Source organism: Dyadobacter sp. CY356 (assembly GCF_021440195.1).
Taxonomy (GTDB): Bacteria; Bacteroidota; Bacteroidia; order Cytophagales; family Spirosomataceae; genus Dyadobacter.
This window is the reverse complement of record NZ_JAJTSZ010000001.1, coordinates 1,009,120-1,030,058: the sequence shown is the minus strand read 5'-3', so window position 1 is coordinate 1,030,058 and position 20,939 is coordinate 1,009,120. Positions and strand designations below refer to the sequence as shown.

17 protein-coding genes are annotated in these 20,939 nt (G+C 40.1%); 7 read left to right on the top strand and 10 right to left on the bottom strand.

What is annotated here, in order from left to right:
• Nucleotides 1–8: 8 nt before the first annotated feature.
• The 5 genes from LXL81_RS04320 to LXL81_RS04300 all read right to left on the bottom strand — a co-directional run bounded on the left by LXL81_RS04320 (nucleotide 9) and on the right by LXL81_RS04300 (nucleotide 5,260).
• Nucleotides 9–869: a sugar phosphate isomerase/epimerase gene (locus LXL81_RS04320; protein ID WP_234645476.1), complete on the bottom strand. Its 861-nt coding sequence runs from the start codon at nucleotides 867–869 to the stop codon at nucleotides 9–11.
• Between the two features lie 196 nt (nucleotides 870–1,065).
• Nucleotides 1,066–1,464 (bottom strand): LytTR family DNA-binding domain-containing protein, encoded by a 399-nt coding sequence (locus LXL81_RS04315; protein ID WP_234645475.1) that lies wholly within the window; start codon nucleotides 1,462–1,464, stop codon nucleotides 1,066–1,068.
• Nucleotides 1,465–1,793: 329 nt separating this feature from the next.
• Nucleotides 1,794–2,324 (bottom strand): hypothetical protein, encoded by a 531-nt coding sequence (locus tag LXL81_RS04310; RefSeq protein ID WP_234645474.1) that lies wholly within the window; start codon nucleotides 2,322–2,324, stop codon nucleotides 1,794–1,796.
• 177 nt (nucleotides 2,325–2,501) lie between these two features.
• Complete coding sequence (locus LXL81_RS04305; RefSeq protein ID WP_234645473.1) at nucleotides 2,502–4,475, bottom strand: DNA/RNA non-specific endonuclease; 1,974 nt, start codon at nucleotides 4,473–4,475, stop codon at nucleotides 2,502–2,504.
• 206 nt (nucleotides 4,476–4,681) lie between these two features.
• On the bottom strand, nucleotides 4,682–5,260 hold the full coding sequence (locus tag LXL81_RS04300; RefSeq protein WP_234645472.1) for a phosphatase PAP2 family protein: 579 nt from the start codon (nucleotides 5,258–5,260) through the stop codon (nucleotides 4,682–4,684).
• 239 nt (nucleotides 5,261–5,499) lie between these two features.
• Between LXL81_RS04300 and LXL81_RS04295 the strand changes: the two genes are divergently transcribed.
• The 5 genes from LXL81_RS04295 to porV all read left to right on the top strand — a co-directional run bounded on the left by LXL81_RS04295 (nucleotide 5,500) and on the right by porV (nucleotide 10,869).
• Nucleotides 5,500–6,306, top strand: a complete 807-nt coding sequence (locus tag LXL81_RS04295; RefSeq protein WP_234645471.1) for a transglutaminase family protein — start codon at nucleotides 5,500–5,502, stop codon at nucleotides 6,304–6,306.
• A gap of 40 nt (nucleotides 6,307–6,346) precedes the next feature.
• A complete protein-coding gene (locus tag LXL81_RS04290) occupies nucleotides 6,347–7,459 on the top strand; it encodes an AI-2E family transporter (RefSeq protein WP_234645470.1) in 1,113 nt (370 codons plus the stop codon).
• A gap of 137 nt (nucleotides 7,460–7,596) precedes the next feature.
• Nucleotides 7,597–8,151, top strand: coding sequence for a hypothetical protein (locus LXL81_RS04285; protein ID WP_234645469.1), 555 nt, complete (start codon nucleotides 7,597–7,599; stop codon nucleotides 8,149–8,151).
• A gap of 141 nt (nucleotides 8,152–8,292) precedes the next feature.
• A complete protein-coding gene (locus tag LXL81_RS04280) occupies nucleotides 8,293–9,411 on the top strand; it encodes a transporter (protein WP_234645468.1) in 1,119 nt (372 codons plus the stop codon).
• A 366-nt stretch (nucleotides 9,412–9,777) separates the two neighbouring features.
• Nucleotides 9,778–10,869 carry a type IX secretion system outer membrane channel protein PorV gene (gene porV, locus LXL81_RS04275; RefSeq protein ID WP_234645467.1) on the top strand — a complete coding sequence of 364 codons (1,092 nt, stop codon included), beginning with the start codon at nucleotides 9,778–9,780 and terminating at the stop codon, nucleotides 10,867–10,869.
• Between the two features lie 62 nt (nucleotides 10,870–10,931).
• Here the strand turns inward: porV and LXL81_RS04270 are convergent, their stop codons facing one another.
• Entirely contained in the window at nucleotides 10,932–11,558 is a 627-nt protein-coding gene (locus LXL81_RS04270) for a hypothetical protein (protein ID WP_234645466.1), read from the bottom strand.
• Nucleotides 11,559–11,782: 224 nt separating this feature from the next.
• Here LXL81_RS04270 and LXL81_RS04265 point away from each other — a divergent pair, with 224 nt between their 5' ends.
• Complete coding sequence (locus LXL81_RS04265; protein ID WP_234645465.1) at nucleotides 11,783–13,129, top strand: peroxiredoxin; 1,347 nt, start codon at nucleotides 11,783–11,785, stop codon at nucleotides 13,127–13,129.
• A 124-nt stretch (nucleotides 13,130–13,253) separates the two neighbouring features.
• On the opposite strand, the gene LXL81_RS04260 is transcribed toward LXL81_RS04265, so the two are convergent.
• The 4 genes from LXL81_RS04260 to LXL81_RS04245 all read right to left on the bottom strand — a co-directional run bounded on the left by LXL81_RS04260 (nucleotide 13,254) and on the right by LXL81_RS04245 (nucleotide 19,552).
• Nucleotides 13,254–13,625 carry an OmpA family protein gene (locus LXL81_RS04260; RefSeq protein WP_234645464.1) on the bottom strand — a complete coding sequence of 124 codons (372 nt, stop codon included), beginning with the start codon at nucleotides 13,623–13,625 and terminating at the stop codon, nucleotides 13,254–13,256.
• 90 nt (nucleotides 13,626–13,715) lie between these two features.
• Nucleotides 13,716–14,639, bottom strand: coding sequence for a hypothetical protein (locus tag LXL81_RS04255; RefSeq protein WP_234645463.1), 924 nt, complete (start codon nucleotides 14,637–14,639; stop codon nucleotides 13,716–13,718).
• Between the two features lie 317 nt (nucleotides 14,640–14,956).
• A complete protein-coding gene (locus LXL81_RS04250) occupies nucleotides 14,957–16,453 on the bottom strand; it encodes a M20/M25/M40 family metallo-hydrolase (RefSeq protein ID WP_234645462.1) in 1,497 nt (498 codons plus the stop codon).
• A gap of 63 nt (nucleotides 16,454–16,516) precedes the next feature.
• Entirely contained in the window at nucleotides 16,517–19,552 is a 3,036-nt protein-coding gene (locus LXL81_RS04245; protein WP_234645461.1) for an amidohydrolase family protein, read from the bottom strand.
• A gap of 324 nt (nucleotides 19,553–19,876) precedes the next feature.
• Here LXL81_RS04245 and LXL81_RS04240 point away from each other — a divergent pair, with 324 nt between their 5' ends.
• Complete coding sequence (locus LXL81_RS04240) at nucleotides 19,877–20,935, top strand: tyrosine-protein phosphatase (RefSeq protein WP_234645460.1); 1,059 nt, start codon at nucleotides 19,877–19,879, stop codon at nucleotides 20,933–20,935.
• Nucleotides 20,936–20,939 lie beyond the last annotated feature (4 nt).

The following is a 20,939-nucleotide window of genomic DNA, read 5'->3' as shown; positions in this document are numbered from 1 at the left end:
AAACATTTTTAGTATGTCAGGCTTTTCAGATACGCGATCGTTTGTGGCACCTGTGTAGCATAACTTGGACTTTCGTCTTCAATATAAAAATGCTCGATCGACGATTTTTTGGCAGCTCTCAAAATTGTTGGAATGTCCAGCTGTCCCGTACCCAGAGCAACATCATTTTCAACCGGTGTCCCACCTGACATATTTCCCTGAACACCCTTGCGAAGATCTTTCATATGTATCAGTTTGAAACGGCCAGGATATTTTTTGATCAAAGCCGCAGGATCCTGTCCGGGGAAAAATGCCCATAACATATCCAGCTCAAAACTCACATATTTTGGATCGGTTTTCTGGATGATATAATCCATTAAAGTGCCGTCTTCATATTTTTCAAATTCATAGCCGTGGTTGTGATAACAAAAAGTAAGACCGAATTCATCTTTCAAACGCTTGCCGATCTGGTTAAAATCTGCCACTGTTTTTTCCGCCATCGCCAGTGTAAATGCGCCCTGATGCGGAATCCAGGCTACACGGACAAACTTTGCTCCCAAGGTTTTTGCATTTTGACCCACTTCCTGCGTTTTATCAAGTGCATCGGCATAACCGACCCCAAATGAGGAAGCTTTGATACCTCTTTCGTCTAATAATTTACGAAGATCTGCTGCTGTTTTACCAAACAAATTGGAAAACTCCATGTCTTTGATGCCAAGATTTTTCAATGTATCCAGCGTTGCAGCTGCATCTTTTGACAGACTTTTACGAAATGTGTAAGATACCATACCCGGTTGCTCGGGAAAAAGTGGTTTCCCTTTTTGTGCAAAAACAGGAATATTTCCCGCGGCAAATGCAAGAGCAAGAAAAGTCAGGTGTTTAATTTTCATATAAAACAAGTTTAGTATTTTTTGGTAGTTCAGTCAGCCGATTTTTCAGCTTATCAATACTGACGACAGAAACCAGAAGTTGCCCTGTCAAAATCGACTGCGCAACAAGTTTCAAAAATAAATTGAACAATAACCATAAAAAAATGCAATCCGCCAGATTTGGAAGATTGCATCCTAAAAATACTGATTATAAAATTCAGGCACTGATCTGCAATTGGGAATGATTGAGGATTTTAGTAATTTGTTTATTTCTCCGGCGACTAACCGTCACTTTTCTTCCGCAAGCCATCCTGAGTAAACGGTCTTCTTCTATACGTTCGATAATAAGATCTGAATTGATAAGAAAAGATTTATGAATACGTATAAAATTTTGTTTCAGATTTTCAGAAAGCAGCTTCATGGTTTTACATACCAGATACTTTTTGCCTGCATCTGTGTAAATAAAAGTATAATTTCCAGACCCTTCTAAAAAGGTAATCGAATTGATCAAGACCGTGATTGAACTTCCCATATGGTGTACAAGAATATCTGTACCGGCCGTCTCACGGGCTTTTTTTGTTGTTTTTCTTTTTTCTGATCTTGTAAAGTTTTTCATGCTGAGCGAGAATTCAGGGTGAGAAATGGGTGATTAAACGGCGACAAAATTGTTAATCTGTCTTTCGTTTTTCGTACCCAAAATTAATACAGCCGATCAGTCATAAATCTGTGAATAGGTAAAAGGCCCTTTTGACTTTAAACACGGTGGAATTAAAGATAAAAGTGGCATAAAAACCTTCGATTCTGGTAATTTAATGGATTAAAAGATAAAGCACTAAACACAAAAACAAGAGCCCCGATCCCGGAACTCTTGTTCGAATTATCTCTACCTTTAAAAATTGTTTATTGACTGATTTACGTCAATAATTATCTTGAATTTTCAGTCTGTCAGCTATTGGTTTTTCGGCAAAGCTGTACGGATTCTTCAAACTTTTGTTTAATCTCTTTAACCAGCCCTTCATCTTTTGTATCGAGAGTAAACGAACTGTTCGAACCTGATTCTTTAATGTCTTCATCATCCATATTAAACGAACCCGAAAATCCGCCTATGCCCATATTCATTTTAATTTTATCGGCCGGAACATCCAGAATCAGCGTATACTCTCCGTCCTTATTTTGCTTATAAGTTACCTTCCTGACATCCTTGAGCTGCCAGGCCATGTTCATACCAAAAGACACATCTTCATCTTTACTATCAAGCACCATATTCATCTGGCAACCTTTAAAATTAAATTTAGGAACTGCCTTTTTGTCCTTGCTTTTTAAGTTGTGCTTTTCGTCTTCACTGACCAGTTTATTAAGCTGTTTTTCCAGCCAGGCCGTATTTTTGGCCAAAGTCTGGGCGTTGGTACTTAAACCGGTCAGGAGCATAAAGGCTGCAAAAGCAGTTGCGGTGAAATAACTTTTTTCTATTTTCATGGCTATTGGGTGTTAATTGTTACAGAATAAAATAACAAAAATGCCCCAGGATTTTATCATGAAAAATGGCTGAAAGGTTAACTGGATTTATAAATGGATTAAAAAGCTATTTTGATATAATTTAAATATTCTAAAGCCTGACAATCAGGTCTTGTCAAAACTATCATTCTCTAAAACTTATCTCCTTGGGTGATCAATATCCGACAAACTCCGCAGATTTTTATCCGCTTTGTTTTTTCTTACATCCGAGTTTCTGATGATATCTGAAAAAGTAAGTCCGGTCTGTTTTTCTAGTTTTTCAACCGTGGTTTGGAAGTGGTTAAAATCTCCGGTTGGTATTATTTCAAAAGGAATATTCGTCGCCCATTTGCTTTGGTCAACCACGTAAGCACTAGAAAAAATACGAGCATTTTTATCCTTTACCACAACCACTTTCCAGAAATATTTGGGGATCAGAATGCCACGGTGTTTTTGATCGTCATCAGAAAATATCGGTCCGTTATAAACATTGGCCATAACATCTTCCTCATCCGTATTGTACAAGATATAATTTTCAAGTCCCTGCCAAAGATCCTGCCCCTGGTTGAACTGCCAGTATTGCGGACTGCAATTTGTCCAGTGAAAAGTATCGTCATTGGCAAGAATAGAAGTTTTTTCATCACCCCAAACCGGATCCAGTCTTCGCACCAAATGACCCCTGTCAAAATATCCTTTGTTGCCCAAACTTCCTGGTTCAGAACTGTAAAATTCGTCACCTACCTGAATACTCAAATCAATTCTGGGATCTTTAAACCACTTATCTGTTCCCCGGTTCAGGCTGTTTGACTTGCTTCCGTCAATATTGACCGCAGCGTAAAAAGCCATTTTTCTTGTTTTGGAATAAACAATTGAATAATGCGTATATCTGAGCACATTATCCTTGGTACCGTCAACGACTGCGATATCGTTTGTATCCTTAATTAATGGCAGGCCAATGTTCATTCCCAGGAAATTATCGTCAAACCCGGTTCTTCCAGTGTAATAAGTTTTGTCACGCAGATTTCCCTTTGCTTTTGCTGCCAAGGCTTTTTCAAACGAACTGGCCGTCTGAGCAAGATCTTTGCCCGGAACAATACTTTCTTTGGGTTTTGACCCGCTGATTAAAATTACCCCATTCACATCATCCAAAAGCTGCTGGATCAACATAAACCGATCTTCACCCGCAGCGGCATGTTGCATGCTGATTTCTTCAATGATCTTACTCGTCCTGATTCCTTCGTTGGCAATGTATTTAATGGCCTCATCAGAAAATTTGGCAAGTTCATTTTCATCAACCCATGATCCGTCGTTCAGCTGAATCTGCTTTTTCCCATCTACTATTCTTGACTCGGTAACGCTGCTGTGATGCAAGGCCACAACCTGCCACTGATCGTTAAAAACCGGCGCCCCCGAAGATCCCGTTGCCGTATCACTGGAATACCAAAGTCTTTTATCTTTTAGCGGATCAATAGCATCCCCGATTTTGATCACTTCATTTTCTCGTACCGCAATATATTTCTCACCACCGCCCGGGTGTTGAATGATTGTCACAAATTCCTTTTCATCGATTTTATTCAATGCCGGAATCATCCTTAAAAACCCGAAACTTTCAAGCAATACGCTTCCATCTTCCGATTGATCAGCCACTGCAATGATGGTAAAATCCAGCAGATCTTCACCACTGGTGATAAAACATTCATCCGGAAGAAAGGAGAAGGTTTTGCTGGACTTCATCCTTCCGTTCACATCCGCTTCAAAATCAAATTCTGCAAAGCCTCGTGCGGCGGCAGCTTTGTCTTTTATGACATGATTATTTGTTATGATCAACCTTGGCGTAATCAAAAATCCAGTTCCCCATTCGCCCTGAGCTCCAAAAAGATCAGGGATATAAATCCGGCAAACCGCTCTGGCTGCATTGACCCCTCTTTGAAGATAATTGATCCGTAAAAGATCATTTCTCCCCATGTATCTTTCCAGATCAATCCTGGTAACGCCGGCGCCGCTATCAGTCATTTGCCCTACCCTTTTGGCAAGATCCATAACCGCATCTTCTCTCGGAATCCGTGCACTCGCTTTGCTAGATCTTAATTCACTTGCAAAATCTTCTGAATAATCTGAGGTGAAAGTTTTCATGGCTATATCAATTTGAATTTAAAATGATCTCACCGTTTAAACGGCATAGTAAGACACTGCAAATTAGCACCTTAAATATTAAGGCTTTGTTAATATTACTGAACGGCAAAATACATGTTAAACCTAAAAGCCACCTGGAATATTTTCAATTCCAGTTTCGAACTAAACAGGAATAAATCCCACACAACCCAGGATTCTGATTGAGATTATCGCCTCATAAAACTGAAACCAAGTGCTGTTCCAACACCAAGTGCCGCACCAGCCGCTACGTCTGAGGGATTATGAACGCCGAGATACATTCTTGAATATCCCACCGTTCCTGCCCATAACATCGACGGTGCAATAACATACCATTTTGGATAAGCCATGGATAATGATGTGGCCGTGCTGAATGACGCCGAGGTGTGGCCTGATGGCAGAGAATATTCGCCCGGTTTATAGACAGGCGTGAGCGATAAATGCACGTTGAAAGGCCTGGGTCTTTTGAAGATTTTTTTCAAAGAAAGATTTAAAATAGCGGTGCAGGCTGTACTGCTGAATACATAAAAAGCATTCTGCCGCATACTTTTGTTGTGGTCAATAATGCCTGCAACAAACAATCCGGCAGGTATTCCTGCATTGACATAATTATTGGCATCAGAAATCCCTCTCATAAACCTGGTCTGGCCATCCGTGCGACTTGCTTCCAGTTTTTGCAAAATAGCCAAATCAAAATTATCGACAGCAGTTTGCGCCTGTGCAGCTGAGAAGCAGAAAATCCAGTAAAATAAAAATACATTCTTCATCCGATAAAAATAATAATAAAGCCCAGGCGAGTATCTCGTTGCATTCTATTTTCTATCTTGTAAATTTAATCAGAAGGAATATTTCGATTTAAATAGCCAAAATCCGATCGTTTAAGTTCCAAAGATTAATAGGGTGCATTCATAAAAATATTTAACTTTTATCAGATACAAAATGCAAATTATTACCATGGCATGAATTTTTAACGTGTTTTTTAACCAAAAGCTTTAATTCGGATTTTATGAAAATGAAAGGAAGGAGCGTAATCACTTACAGTGTTTATTCGCCAACAAATGTTACTACGATGCTGCGTCCAAGAAGACAGGACGGCCAATCTATTTTACAGGAAGGTTTTAGTATTGATCCTTCCGTGGAATTTTCGGAATATACCGATCTGTACGGAAATCCTTGTCAACGCGCTATACTGCCGGTTGGGCAGGTAACAATCACGACCGAAGTACAGGCTCAGGTGAACGTGACCAAACCAATTCCAAATCCGGTTCCTGCGTATGTGCTTGTAGGTAACTTACCCGATGAGGTAATGCATTTTATACTTCCAAGCCGTTACTGCCAGTCTGATCTTCCGGAGATTAATAAACTCGCCATGGAAATCGCAGGAAATTTTGTACCCGGCTATGACCAGGTAGAAGAGATCAGAAAATGGATTCATAACAATATCAAATATCAATATGGTGTAACCGATGCCACCACCACTGCACTGGATATCGTTCGTAACCGTATAGGCGTCTGCCGTGATTTTACGCATCTGGCAATCGCACTTTGCAGAAATCTTTGCATTCCTGCACGTATGACCGTTGGATATCTTGACAAACTTCAGGAAATGGATCTTCATGCCTGGTTTGAAGTTTACATCGGCGGAGAATGGTATGCATTTGATGCTGTGCAGGAACAAACAGAGGGTTACCGCATAGAAATCGCTCATGGCCGTGATGCGGCCGATGTTGCCATGGTTACCCAATACGGAAATGCTACGCTGGATTCCCTACATGTTGAGGTTGAATTGCTGGAACCTATTCCAACAAACTGACCCGGCATTATTACAGAACTGATTAATATACATGAATAATATGCCCCTAACTGTCAGAAGATCAATCGAGCTGCTCGGGCTCGTACTTCTGACTGCAATTTTTTATATTGGAAGAAGTATCCTGATGCCTATCATCATGGCATTTTTTATCAGCCTGGTACTTCTTCCGGTTTTCAGGTTTTTAAAAAAAAGAAAGTTTCCGGAAGCCATCGCTATTGTCATACCTATCCTTCTGGTATTTCTTTTGCTCGGCGGGATAATATGGTTCTTCTCCGCACAGGTCGGTTCACTTGTGGCAGATTTTCCAAAAATAAAAAGTAACGTCAGCATTCACCTCAACACACTCAGCAACTGGGTATCCGGCATAACGCATTATTCGACAAAAGAACAGCTCGATTTTCTAAACAAAAACACGAATGAGCTGCTCAGTTTTGCCGGAAAACGTGTCAGCACATTTGCACTGACGCTAAGTTCTATTTTCGTTTTTGTAGGGCTTTTGCCAATTTACATATACCTGATCCTTTTTTACAAAGATCTCCTGCTTCGTTTTATTTTCATGTGGTTTAGTGAAGAACATCACTCCAATGTGAAGGATGCCATTTATGAAAGCGAACTGATTATAAAAAGTTACCTGATTGGTCTACTGATCCAGATCACTTACATGACTGTTCTGGTGGGTGGAATTTTGATGATCATCGGCATTAAACATGCACTTTTGATCGGAGTTATTTTTGCGATTTTAAACCTGATACCTTATGTCGGAGCTTTGATGGGTAATGTTATTGGCGTTATCCTGACGATGACTTCTTCAACAGAACTTTGGCCGATATTTACTGTCTTAGGCGTAATTGCAGGTGTTCAGTTTCTGGACAACAATATTCTGATGCCAAGAATTGTTGGATCCAAAGTAAAGATCAACGCGCTTTTTGCTATCCTTGGAGTCATTGTCGGGGGAAGTATTGCAGCAGTGCCAGGCATGTTTTTATCCATGCCGATCATCGCTGTGCTCAAAGTTATTTTCGACCGTACAGATATGTTCAGGCAATGGGGAATTTTGCTGGGTGATGAACGTCCCGAACATAGTCCAATGATTTTTCCAGAATCCCGTAAAAAGAGAGCAGTGGTTTCAAAACCAGGAAAGATTGATGAATAAAAATTTCACCATTGATTTTAATGGTTCTCATTATCAATCTATTGATTAAGAAATACAATAAGCGCGGCAGTTGATCACTTGCAAACTATTAACATTCTTATAAATTTGCACAGGATTGTACTAAATGCCATATTTCTTTGATTCGAATTCTGTCAGTTCTGCTTTTCGGGCTTTTACTTTATAATACAGTGGGCTACTCTGTGGTTTATTTGTGTGAAAATAAAAATACTGTCAGCTCCGAAAAACAGAATTATATAGAAACAGATTCTTACTCCCAGGATATCGTTATAAAAATTCCTGTTGCGCTCCCCTATCAGACAAACTGGAAATCCCCCGAATCGGTGGAAGGAATGATTCAGCATAATGGTAACTACTACCAGATGAAAACCCGGCAACTGATCAATGACACGCTTTATGTGCATTGCGAGTTTGATCAGAATGCACGTGAGCGGTTTAGTTCGCTGGTGTCAAATATGCTTAACGAAATTGGAGGCACACCGTCAGATGCGCATAAAAACGCGCATGCAACTGTTTTGAAAAACTTCGTAAAAGAATATATGGCTTCTGACAGAAAACATGTATTCTATTTATTGGAATGGTCTGAAAACCATCTGCCTGTGCATGATCAATATGCGGATCATACCTCCAAAACATACCGCAATATTTTGTCTCCCCCACCTGAACAAGCCTGATTTATTTTTTGTGTAAACAAATTTGCTCATTGAAATGTAAGCCCATTTCAATGACTTCAAATGCGCTATTTATTCATTTGAAATAATAGTGTAAAATTTTAATCAGACAGTTCTATCCATTAAATTCTACCAGACAATCTTGTGAAAAAACTTATATTTATTTTCTGCCTGATCATTTCTGTTACCTCGCTTTTTACCCAGAAATCTATCGCACAGGGTTGTGTTGCCATTCGCAGCACAGGAAATGTATGTATGCTTGCGCATGCCGACAGTACAGATCATCAACAATGGGTATTGACAACCAGCGCCCGTTATTTCAAATCTTTCCGCCATTATTCAGGTACAGAAGAAAACAAAGACCGGCTAAAACAGCATACAGAAGTGATTAATCACACGGCCTCCCTGGACATTAATCTTACCAGAATTTTGAACGACCGCTGGTCTATCATGATTGATTTGCCGGTTATCTCCAATGCCCGCTCATCTTTATACGAGCATGGCCTAATCAACGGTGTTAACAAATTTAACCAGCGCCATAGCACCCATTCATTTGGCATTGGCGACATGCGAATCGCTGCTTATCACTGGCTCTTTGATCCAAAGAAAAGTACACGTGGTAATATTCAGCTTGGATTGGGTATCAAACTTCCGACAGGAGACTATGATTATCAGGATTACTGGTACAATGTTGGCCCTAACGGAAGCAAAGAACTTCGTACTGTCGATCAATCCATACAGCTTGGAGACGGTGGTACAGGTTTTACGATCGAGGCAAATACGTATTATAATGTATCTCACAACTTTGGGGTATATGCAAATTTTTACTATCTGGTTAATCCAAGAGAACAAAATGGCGTGCGGACTTATCGTGAAACATTATCACCGCGCCTGGCCAACGAAGCCATCATGAGCGTTCCGGATCAGTATATGGCAAGAGGTGGTTTTAGTTATTCTCTGAGCAATGTTGTTCACGGCCTGACTGTGGCAGCCGGAGCACGTCTGGAAGGAATTCCTGTTCATGACATCGTTGGCGGAAGCGGTGATTTCCGTCGTCCCGGTTACGTTTGGAGCGCAGAACCGAGTATCAATTATTCGACAAAAAAGTATAGCATCTATGTGAGTGTACCTATTGCGTTGGCAAGAAACAGAACGCAGAGCGTAACGGATAAAGAAAATTCTATCACCTACAATACCTACGTCCGCGGGGATGCAGCCTTTGCAGATTACTCGGTGAACGCCGGGATTTCTTTTAAATTCTAATAAGATATTTAATCCACAAAAACGGTTTCCGGTCATGACTGGAAACTGTTTTTGGTTATAAATTAAGTTCGTTCAAAACTTATAGATGCAATTCAAAATTAATCTATCTCAAATAACTTCCCATTCGCCACTTTCGACCAATCGATTCAGAATTAATTCAGCTTTTCCATCCTGAATTCCAATAAGCCAACAGAGTCAGGACAACTTTTATACAATAGATTTTTTGGGGTTATGTGCATAATAAATCACTTTCGGTTACGTTCCGAAATAAAGGAAGAGTATGATAAAATCAGGTTATTTCATTATAAAATTTCCTGCCATTATTGATACTGCAACTGCGTAAATCACCTCTAAAAATATATTAGCATGAAAAAAGCCTTACTGAGTACCTGCCTGGTATTTTCTTTATCAGGTAGTGGATTGTTAGCCCAGACTTCCGGCCCCGCAGTTCCTTACACTCCAATCCCGTTTCTGACCTTTTCGCCCGATGCACGCAGTTCGGCGATGGGAGAAGGAGGTGTTGCTTTAAGCCCGGATGCAAATTCGACTTACTGGAATGCAGCGAAACTTACATTCGCAGATAGAGATTTTGGAGCTTCTCTCTCCTACACGCCCTGGTTACCTAAACTAACAGATGATATTTGGCTTGGCTACGCAAGCGTTTATAAAAAGATCGGTAAGGGACAGGCCATAGCAGGCTCTGTGAATTATTACAGAAGTGGAGGAAATTCTTCTTCTGAAAATCCCTCTGATATTTCTTTAAATGCTACTTATTCACGGCAACTGGGTAGAAATTTTTCGATGGGTCTGACGATGAAATATATCTCGTCCAACCTGGCAGGCCAGGGCTTGATATCAGGGACGGTATTTGAAACCGGTAGAGTCATTGCAGCAGACGTCAGTGCTTTTTACCGAAAACAAGTCATTAATGATCCTTCCGGAAAAAATCTGACCTATACCTTTGGCGCAGTACTTTCAAATCTGGGAGGCAAAATAGATTATGGGCCATCTTATGGAAACGGATTTATTCCAACGACTTTAAAAATTGGCGGCGGGGTTTCTATCTCTCCCAATGTACAGCATCGTTTCAATTTTATCTTAGATGCCAGCAAGCTGATGGTCCCGACAACATATTCTTTTTATTCAACTAATCAATCCGCTTTGCAGGGTGTGATTAAATCATTTTCTGATGCACCTGGTGGTTTGAAGGAAGAACTGCAAGAAGTGGCACTTTCTTTTGGTGGTGAATATTGGTACAAATCTGCTTTTGCCTTACGTGGTGGTTATCATACAGAAAGCAAAAACAAAGCCAACAAAAAATACATAACGCTTGGGGCAGGTTTTCTGATCCTGAAAAATTACGGTGCCGATTTTTCATATCTTATACCGGTTTCCGAGGGAAGTCCATTTTCTGAAACCATGCGATTTACGGTATCCGCATACCTTGGTAAAAATTAGATCAATCTATATTTTACAAAAATCAAAGGCCGGTAAAACAGATTTCTTACCGGCCTTTGATTTCATCGCCCCCGTCCCCGGTGATGTCCCTGGCGTCGTCCGGGCCTTCCTCTTCCTAAACCCAAAATTCCTCCGGAATCGCTGCGCTGCAAACCATATCTGATAAAAACCCCGAAGAAACTTTTAGAGCTGCCGTATGTCTGATTGCTAAAATCGTAATAACCCGTTGTAAGTCCGACGCCAAAATTCTTTGAAAGCTGAGCAAATAAATTGTAGGAAAGTTCAAGCATCAGACTTCCTTTATTGTCAAAAACCCGTCCTGCTCCTATGGTCATTTCGTTGGCAAAAATACCGATATTACCAACGTCCATTGTTACCTTACCTTCCAAAAATAACGAAGTATCAGGCCTCAGCGAATTCCGCCCAAAAGCAATTCCAACGTCGACGACATTAAAAGTTTTTCCAACTTCGATCATCTGCGCGATCCGGTCGGTGGTTATGCCCGGACCCGTGTAAATGGCAAAAGGCATAAGCCTGGCATAAATTGGGGCGGTTTTAAATTTCAGGCCCATTTTAAGAGAGTCTGCCGCAGGTGAAGGGGGCGCCGTTTGACAAAATGCCTGAAAAGATAAAAGGGTCAAAAGCGGTAGTAGTAGTTTGTATTTTAGTGTTGCGTATAGTTTTTTCATCGAACTGTTATTTGGTGTGAAAAGGTAATTTTATTTTTTAAGATAATTGGATGTTTGACTTATAACTGCTGATTATAAAAAAGTAAAGGGAAGAATTATTCATAACTGCCGTCGAAAAAATTTCTGTTTTTATCAATCTCATTCGAAAAGTACAGCCTACGATTTAATATATTTAGAAAAGTATACATTTTTCCGGAAAAGCATAAAACGTTTAATTCCCTATTATGAAATGTAAAACAGTTTTTCTTTGCGCTTTTGCGCTATTAGTTTCCTGTAATCAAAAACATGATCAAAGCGGAGAAATTATCAGCCTGCCATTAACAATTGTTGATGGATTCGGACCATTTGATGTCGACTATTTACTTCTTTCACCGGAATACAGGGCAGGCGATCCAAATGGAGACATCTGGACAAAAACTTATTTGCCTGTAAAAGGAATACCAAAAAACTGGAAAAACGTTGTCAAATCGATGGTCAATTTTGACGTGAAGCAATTGATTTACCAGAATTACCAGTCAGGAAATTTAAATCAAAACACGTACGAGAATTTTCAGGAATCCTGGGAATGGAAACCTGATGAAAAATATCTTTCAAAAACACCAATCAAATGTTTTGTTTATGTAGTTAGAGGATTGGATGAATCAGGAAAAGTAGCTGTTATGATAGACACCAACAATAATCTTGATTTTGAAGATGAGAATCCGTTTTACCCGGAATCTGCCAGGTTTGGTCCAGCAATGCGTAACATTTCCAACATTACGAAGGTATCCTATGAAACGTTTCGTGAAGGAAAAACACAAAAAAAACAATTACCCCTGGTTGTTAAATATCTGCCTGATCAGCCGGAAAATAGAAATTATGTATACAGCATTCCACAATATGCTCAAACCATTTTAAAACATGAAGGCAGGGTTTACGAACTAGCTGTAAGAAGGGGATTCGATGCACCAAACTACGAGGCCCCGGAAATTGTAATAATCAATAAAGAGGACTCCATTAAAAAATACAGCTTTTTTGACGGTATCGGAAAAGGTGAACTGCTTTCCCTAAATGAAACGTCCAATACGGCCAATTTCCGCAATCTTGGTGTTGACCCCGATCATCGAACTTTGCTACTGGAAATTGTAAAAAATGACAAAAAGCAAAGCTCGAAACAGGTCGGATATTTGTTTAAACCTTTCGAAAGTAAAGAATTTCAAACTGGAAAAATCCTCAGAATATCGGATTACAAGGGTAAGTATGTATTTATTGATTTTTGGGGAACCTGGTGCAAGCCATGTGTTGAAGAATTACCAGATCTTCAAAATACTTACAAAACAGTAAATAAGAAGAACATCGAATTTATAAGCATAGCCTGCCTTGATTCACCGGAAAAACTATCTGATTATTTAAAAAAACACCCCTTACCATGGCCACAAATCCTTTCTGACAAGACAAACAAACTTATGGAAACGTATGATGTTCAGGGTTTTCCTTTCAATCTGATTATCGGACCCGATGGAAAAATTGTGGCCAGAAATCTTCATAATGACGCGTTGAAGAAAAAATTAGCTGAACTAGGCAATTTATAGATTGGAGTACCAAAATATTATAATATTATCGGATTCTAATTCCACAATATTATAATAATACCGGATTCAAATCCGACGATATAAAATTCAATTAAGCTGCACACAACCTATCGAAATTTCCAATTCAACGCACAAAAACAATTTCAACCCTCCGATTCTTCATCCTCAGTTCTGTGTCCTGTCCTGTATAAACGCGTTGTGTATCTCCGAAACCTCTTGTCCGGATTCTGATGGGATCGATTCCTTTGCTAACCAGATATTGTTTTACCGCCTTAACACGGTCAATTGAGAGTATAAGATTTTTATCTGCCGGACCAATTTTATCTGTATAGCCGCGCAATTCAATTTTCAGATTCGGTTCCGCCTTTAAACTTGCAGCCAGAGAATCAAGTTCTTCAAAAGATGATGGCAGAATATTGAACTTTGACTGCTCAAAAAACAGATGATTTAAAACTGCCGGTCTTTCTAAATTCACTACTTTTTCTGTGTTTTCCATAACTATTGGCTTTTCAATTTTTTCGACCTTTTGCACCTTCGGAGTGAGCGCAAAGTCAAAAACTCCGCTCATTGTATCACTCACATATTTCTAGGTAAAATAATCCTGATAACCTGCTGCTCTGATCTGAAACCGATAAACCTGCTTATTATTTAACGATACGGAGGTGATACCAGAACTATCTGAATCAATTTCAATACTGGAAACGGCTTTGTCTGTAATGATTACAGGAGCAACAATTTTGTCAGAGGTAATTTTGTCAAAAACCCGAAAGGCTATTTTAACTTTCCCGGGCGGTATAGGTTTCTTTGTCAGTTCCTGGGCATAAGCCCATATATTGGCAAAAAGTATATCATTATTGTTGTTTATGGATTCGCCGGGAGAAATTCCACCGAGCGAAGTCAGAATATCAACATCACCTAAAATAATATCACCCGTTACCTTGTCAAAGGCCATGGAAGTATTGCCTTGTTCATTTTTTGAGAGAATGACAGGCGCCCCGCCCTTTAACCAGCCAATCGCATGTCCGCCTTGTACAAACCTGGGTACTTTCCCAAAAGGCCCGTCAAAAATTTTTGTCTTTTCGCCCTCCCCAGTTGCCATGCTTATTTTGGATTCACTATCCATTCTTTCATAACCCCAGACAGCGGCATGCGATTCACAAATTACAGCCAGATTTTCCTTTTTCTGCAAGGACCAATCCCGGATTGCGTTCAATTCAGATACCCTGATCACTTCCGGACTTTGCGGATTGTAAAACATGCCTACAAAAACGGCACCACAATTCGCCTTTGAAATTGTAGACAGCGAAATAGGAATATCACTAAGAGCAACAAGCGTAACCTTATGTTTTACAATTCCTTTACTACCAAAATTCTCTTCGTTTAAAAGTTTCTGTGCGCCACTTCCAGCCATATACTGCCCGTCAAATGTGTAGCCATGATCCTGATACGTTGAGCGCGCGTCAGGTATATAACAGACACGCAGGGTTTGTGCATTGCTGATATTGATCAAATAAAAACAAAAAATCAAAAACTGTAAAAAGTAAAATCTGCCCAAAATGCTGAGTGGATTACTTTTGTAAGATATCTTATTTTGACTTATCACCTGATTATAGCGCGACAACTGAATAGCATTTTTTAAAAAGATACGATTAGTATAAAAATAGTTGGAATAAATGAAAACTACTTAAATGCCTCTCTGATCGTATCTTAAAAAACGTTAATCAAAACTTTTATCTCGTCCCTACATTTCCTGCCGTGCAAAAGGTTTAAATATGTGACATAATATAAGCCGCTTTTAAGCATACTTAGGCGGGTAACACGGGTAAATCAGATCGGTGTCGTCAAAATTGCAAGACAGGTTTTGATACCCATTCTCAAATTGCCGATCCGTAGATTTTCATTTGGACTATGTTGATTGTTATCCATATTGACCATCGGAACAATCACAGCCGGAACGCCAAGGGTTTGAATAAATGGCACCACCGGAACAGAACCGCCCATAATACGGATAATCACTGGTTGTTCATTAAAATTTTCTGTGACTGATTTTCTCAACCAATTACCAATCGGTGAGTTTACTTCGGTACGAAAAGCCGGACTTCCGGCTCCTCCGCCACTCATGAAAACCAGTTTTTTATGCGCCATCCGTTCCTGCTTCGAAGGCACATGATCGACAACGGTATAACCTTGTTTTTCAATATGTTTTTTAACAAGCAAAGTCATATGCGCTCCATCAGTTTCCGGCACCAGACGAATACCAAATTCTGCCAGTGCCTCTTCCGGAATAATAGATCCGCCACCTTTCCCCGTTACAGCAGCTTTTAAACCCCTGACATTCAGCGAAGGATACTGCATGGATTCCTGGTAATTTTTTCCAACTTTTTCTGCTTCGGCAATCTGCAAACGGTCATTGATTTCAGAAAGATTATCAGGAACAGCGGCCATAAGTTTTACCGCTTCGGCATCGAATTTAATACCGTCATAAAACCCGTCAATTAATACTCTCCCGTCATCATCCTTCATCGTTGAAATGATTTTGGCAAGACTAAAAGTTGGATCGGGAGAATAATTTCCAAAATGCCCGCTGTGCTGCTGGGTAATCGCTCCATAGGTTGTAAGCGAAAAACCGGTACCGCCCCGGCAGCCAAAAGTAAGTGTCGGTCTGTTTGTGGCGTGCATCGGGCCGTCCATCACAATCAGAAAATCTGCCATCAGCTGGGTTTTGTACTGTGCCAACGCCGCTTTCAATCCGGGAGAGCCCTTTTCTTCTTCACAATCCAAAACGATCTTCACATTAAACGGAGGCTGCTGATTTCGGGCAGACAAAATATCAAGCGCCTGTAAAAGCATCACAATCGGGCCTTTATCATCAGAAGTTGAACGCGCAAAAATCCGCCATTCATCATTGATCTTTTCTCCTTTCAGTAAATTCCAGTCAATTTCTTTAAAATTCCCATCCGCACTTTTTTCTTTCAAAACTGTCAAATACGGATCTTTCTGAAACCACTCAGCCGGACGAACTGCCTGTCCGTCCAAATGGAAATAAAACAGGACTGTTTTAGTGTTTTTAGGATAGGTTTTTTCAGCTGAAAATAAAGGCAGTTTCCCGGTTTTAAGAACAGCCGTTTTAAATCCGCGTTTGGCGAATGCTTTTTCAGACCAGGCAAGATTTTTATCAATATCCTCAGCTACGAGCGCATCGTTTGGAATCGAAACGTAATCTTTCAGTTCTTCCAAAGCCGGAAACATCATTTTTGAAATAATTGCATCACTATTTTCTTCCGGAATCTTCTTGGCATTTAACTGACTGCTAATTAATAACATAGTTAGTAATAGTGCAGCGTATGTTGTTTTTATCAATTTTAAAACCATTTTATTTCAAATAAATTAAGGCTGTTTTAAAAGATCTTCCAGCGAAAAAAGAATACCGTTTTTCATCACATGTTTCACATTCCAGGCATCTTCGATTTTCACAAGCGGATCACCGTCTACAATCACCAGATCAGCCAGTTTTCCCTTTTCAATCGTTCCCAGATCTTTGCTCACCCCTACTGCTTCTGCCGACCATAATGTTGCCGAACGAAGTGTCTCAAATGGCGAAACACCACCGTCAACCCAGCATTGAAGTTCAGAATGAAGGCTCATGGCGTACGGAACAAATGGGCTGTCCGTACCAGCCGTGACCCTGGCGCCGCTTGCAATCAGGTTTTTGACTGTTTTTTGAATCATACCAAAATTGGACAGATATCCCGGAAATGTTTTCTCAATTTGAGCAGCCCCCTCTTTCAATCCATTTCTGAATTCTTCTGAATAAAAAACCTTGAACTGCTTGTTTTCATAATAATCGGGATACTTTGCGGCCATGGCATAAAATCCGCCTTGCAATGAAGCCGTAGGCGTGATATTCATTTGTGATTTTACCAATAGTTCAGTTACGTCCTGATAGGTGAAATTCATCTGGGAAATCTTTGGAGAATACCCTCGACGACTGGTTCCACCGATATGCTCCACCGCATCTACGCCATAACGCATCGCCGGGAATATCTCATGAGACGAGACCGGAATGCCAATTTTATGCGCATAACTGGTAATGCGCTGCTGCAAAATATCTGGCATCCGGACGTAGGTTTTGATCATATCATAACCCAATCGGGAAGCACGTTCCAATTCGAGATCAAGCTGGGCTGTGGAATGTACGCTGTTAGCAAGACCGTAATAAATGCGGCTCCCGTCAGTTAAACCACCCGTAAAAAATTCGCGCGGACCTGTCAGCGTCCCGCTATCCCAGGATTCTTTTCTTTCCAAAGCGTCATACGGATCCGCACCGGTCTCCCGCAGAGAAGTGATACCATAGGAAAGCCATAAACGTCCCAATTTTGCGCCAGCCATGGCGTGCTGATGTGTGTGCATTTCAAAAAGTCCGGGAATGACGGTCTTGTCTGATGCGTTAACCAGTTTTCCGGCTCGGCCAGCTTTGTGCGGAAGGATTTCGCTAATACGGTTTCCTTCAATAATGATGTCAACATTTTTGACATATTCCTTATTTCTGCCATCAAAAACTTTTCCGGCGTGGATCACGATCGTTTCTTTCGGCTGTTTATAATCCCATTTGAAATTCATAGGAATTGACTCGACCTTTCCATCAGAAACGCGGATTTGTTTGATGGTATCTGTGGCCATATAAACCAGCATTTTTGAATCGCCTGTCCAGCTTGGCACCTCCGATAATTCATGCGTTAAACCTCGTGGCGGACCCACGATTGTCCCGGAAGGATCGACAGCGATTACCCACAACAAACCATCCTGAACATAGGCCATCATTTTTCCATCCGGCGACCAGGCCGGTCCGTTTTTAGCACGCATACCGAGTGACCGTTCAGCTACCGGAGACACGAAACGGTCTGATTTTTTATCAAGTGATACCAATAAAATCTTATTAATTCCTTCACGGTAACGTGTCGAATAAACTTCTAATCCCGAAAGTGCGATCGTTTTTGCATCTGCCGACCAGCTTGGCTGACTGGGTACAAAAAGTGATTCATGTATCTTTTCAATTTTTCCCGATTTTACTTCAATTGTCTGCAGTGTTCCCCGTCCCCAGGCGTTTTTAGAATCGGCCTGGTAAAAGGCGATTTTTGTGCCATCCGGTGAGAAAACCGGATAATTAATATCGTATTCTGTTTTTGCAAGTTGTGTTTGTTTTCCTGTTTTTACATCATGAAGCCAAAGATTCATCGCTCCCGAACGGTCGGTAAGGAACGCTATCGTATTTCCATCCGGTGAAAAAGTTGGATCCGCATCCAGAAAAGCATCTTTCGTTAATTGTTTTGGAATCATTGTTCCTTTTTGCAAAATCCACAGATCACCCAAGGCAGAAAACACAAAACTTTTCCCGTCAGGCGACACATTCAGTCCTTTTATTCCTTTTACCCTTTTCGGTTTACCACTATTAAAATCGTATGTTTTTCTGGTGTAAGACGGTTTTGTTACGATAGCAATGGCTTTGAAAGCAATACTCCGGCCTGTGTTTTCACCTGTTTTTGCCCGTTTGATTTTTCCGTCGGCACTGTATAAATATTCCTGGGGAGATATCCAGCTTGTGCGGAAAGGAAATACATCTTCGCCGTGAAGTGTTAAAGCTGTCGCCTGACCGGTTGAAATTTCAACACTTTCCAAATTACTATAATCACCGGTAAATGTGTTGAAAAGAATATGCGTTCCTGCCTGGTTGAAGGATGGCCCGGCTAGTTTAGCTGTATTTTTAACGACCACTTTCTCAGAACCATCTGTATTTAAAACATAAATTCCGGGTGCAGATTTACGTTCAGAAACAAAAGCGATTTTACTTCCATCACTGGCATAAGCCGGGAAATAATCATTGGCAGGATCGGTCGTCAACTGCGTCATGGCTCTTATGGAAAGATCCATTTTCCAGATATCATAATTACCGCCCCGGTCTGATGAAAAAACAAGAAACCTACCATCCGGCGACCATTCCGGTTCGCGTTCGTCGAAAACGCCAAAAGTCAATTGGGTTAATCCCGAACCATCTTTATTGACGGCCCAGATATGATAATACCCATCACGAAACGACTGAAAGGCAATACGGCTACCATCCGGCGACCAACGTGGCTGGCGGTCATCGCCCATTCCGTCAGTCAATGCTTTTGCATCACCGCCGGTAAGCGGAATAGTCCATATAGTTCCCTGAATATCAACTGCTATAAGTTTTTTGTCGGGAGATAAATCGGTGGCCATGTTGGTACCTTCCGTCAATGTGACCTTGATGGAATCAGCAGCAATGCCTGCTTTTGCATGATTGGCTGAAAATATTATAGCTCCCCAAAGCACAGTAAATGCAAGAAAACGTTCAATGTATTTTTTGTTTGAAAAAGACCTGAATAACCCGGCGGTTTTTATCATTTGAAACTGATTTTATATTTAAGTTTTTTAGTTTAAACAGATTTCAACTTACTTCATAATCAATTTCAATATAAAATTTTATTTTATCGATAAATAACAGAATTATATTTTAACTACTAATCATAATTCAAAATTTAAAATATATTATATCCATATAATCCAATTATACAAAATATGTGTAAATATGTTCCCCGCAATTACCATGTTGTGATTGAAGATCTGAACACAAAATGCTCCAAGTAGCCTGCTGATGACATAATAAAGTCAATGGAATTATTTCCATAAAAAAAGACTTCATTTATAATCAATTGCTATTTTTTCAGAATGAGGAATCTGTTTTTAATATTTTATTTTTTACTTCTGTTTTCTTCATGCAGTGTAAAACTTCCAAATTCATATACTGAAAAATCTCTGAAAGAGGAAAATTATCTGGAAAACTACCGGAATGATTATACGCTGCATTTTGATAAAAACGAAGTTTCCAAAATCAGTCTCCGGGATACATCTGAAACTTATAAATGGGATCAGCATGACGGTCCTGTCGTTTTAAAAAATTATAAGACAAGACCTTACCTCAATTTAATTTCCAGAGAGGATACCATAATTGTTTCGAACCGGTACATTTATTTTAAAAATGTAATCAATTTCAGGGATCTCGGCGGCATCAAAACAATGGAAGGAAAAACCGTCAGATGGGGTAAAATATTCCGTTCTGATAATCTGGCCGGGTTGCGGAAAAGTGAATTCCGGAAATTCAATGATCTGCATATCCAGACCGTTTACGATTTAAGAACGGCAAATGAAATAAAGGGAAAAGAAGATCGGCTGCCTGAGAATGTTCATTATGTTCATTTTTCAACCGTTAAAGATAATGGCGATTTACTCGCTCAGCTGAAAAGCAAAGTTTTGAACGGTGAAATTTCTGAGGAAAAATCCATTGAACTTACCCTTGCACTATACAAAGGATGTGTATTGGAAAATCTTCCGACGGTGCGTAATCTTCTTCAAAAAATCCTGGCCTCCGACAAGCCGGTTTTATATCATTGCTCAGCCGGAAAAGACCGCACCGGCATGACTTCTGCCTTGATTCTGTCGATACTGAAAGTGGATAGAAAAACGATTATGGATGAATATCTTCTTTCCAATTATTACCGCAAAGAGAAGATCGAAAAAATGCTGGGAAAGATAAAGCTGGCCAAACTTGTCAAGCGTAACATCAATACAAAAGTGATTGAAAACTTTATGAAAGTAGACGAGCAATATCTCTATGCAACCTTTGAGGTTATCGACAAAAAATATGGCGGCATCGATAACTTCATTAAAAATGAATTGAAGATCAATGACAAATTAAGAAATGAGCTGATCCGCAAACTGACTTATTAACCAA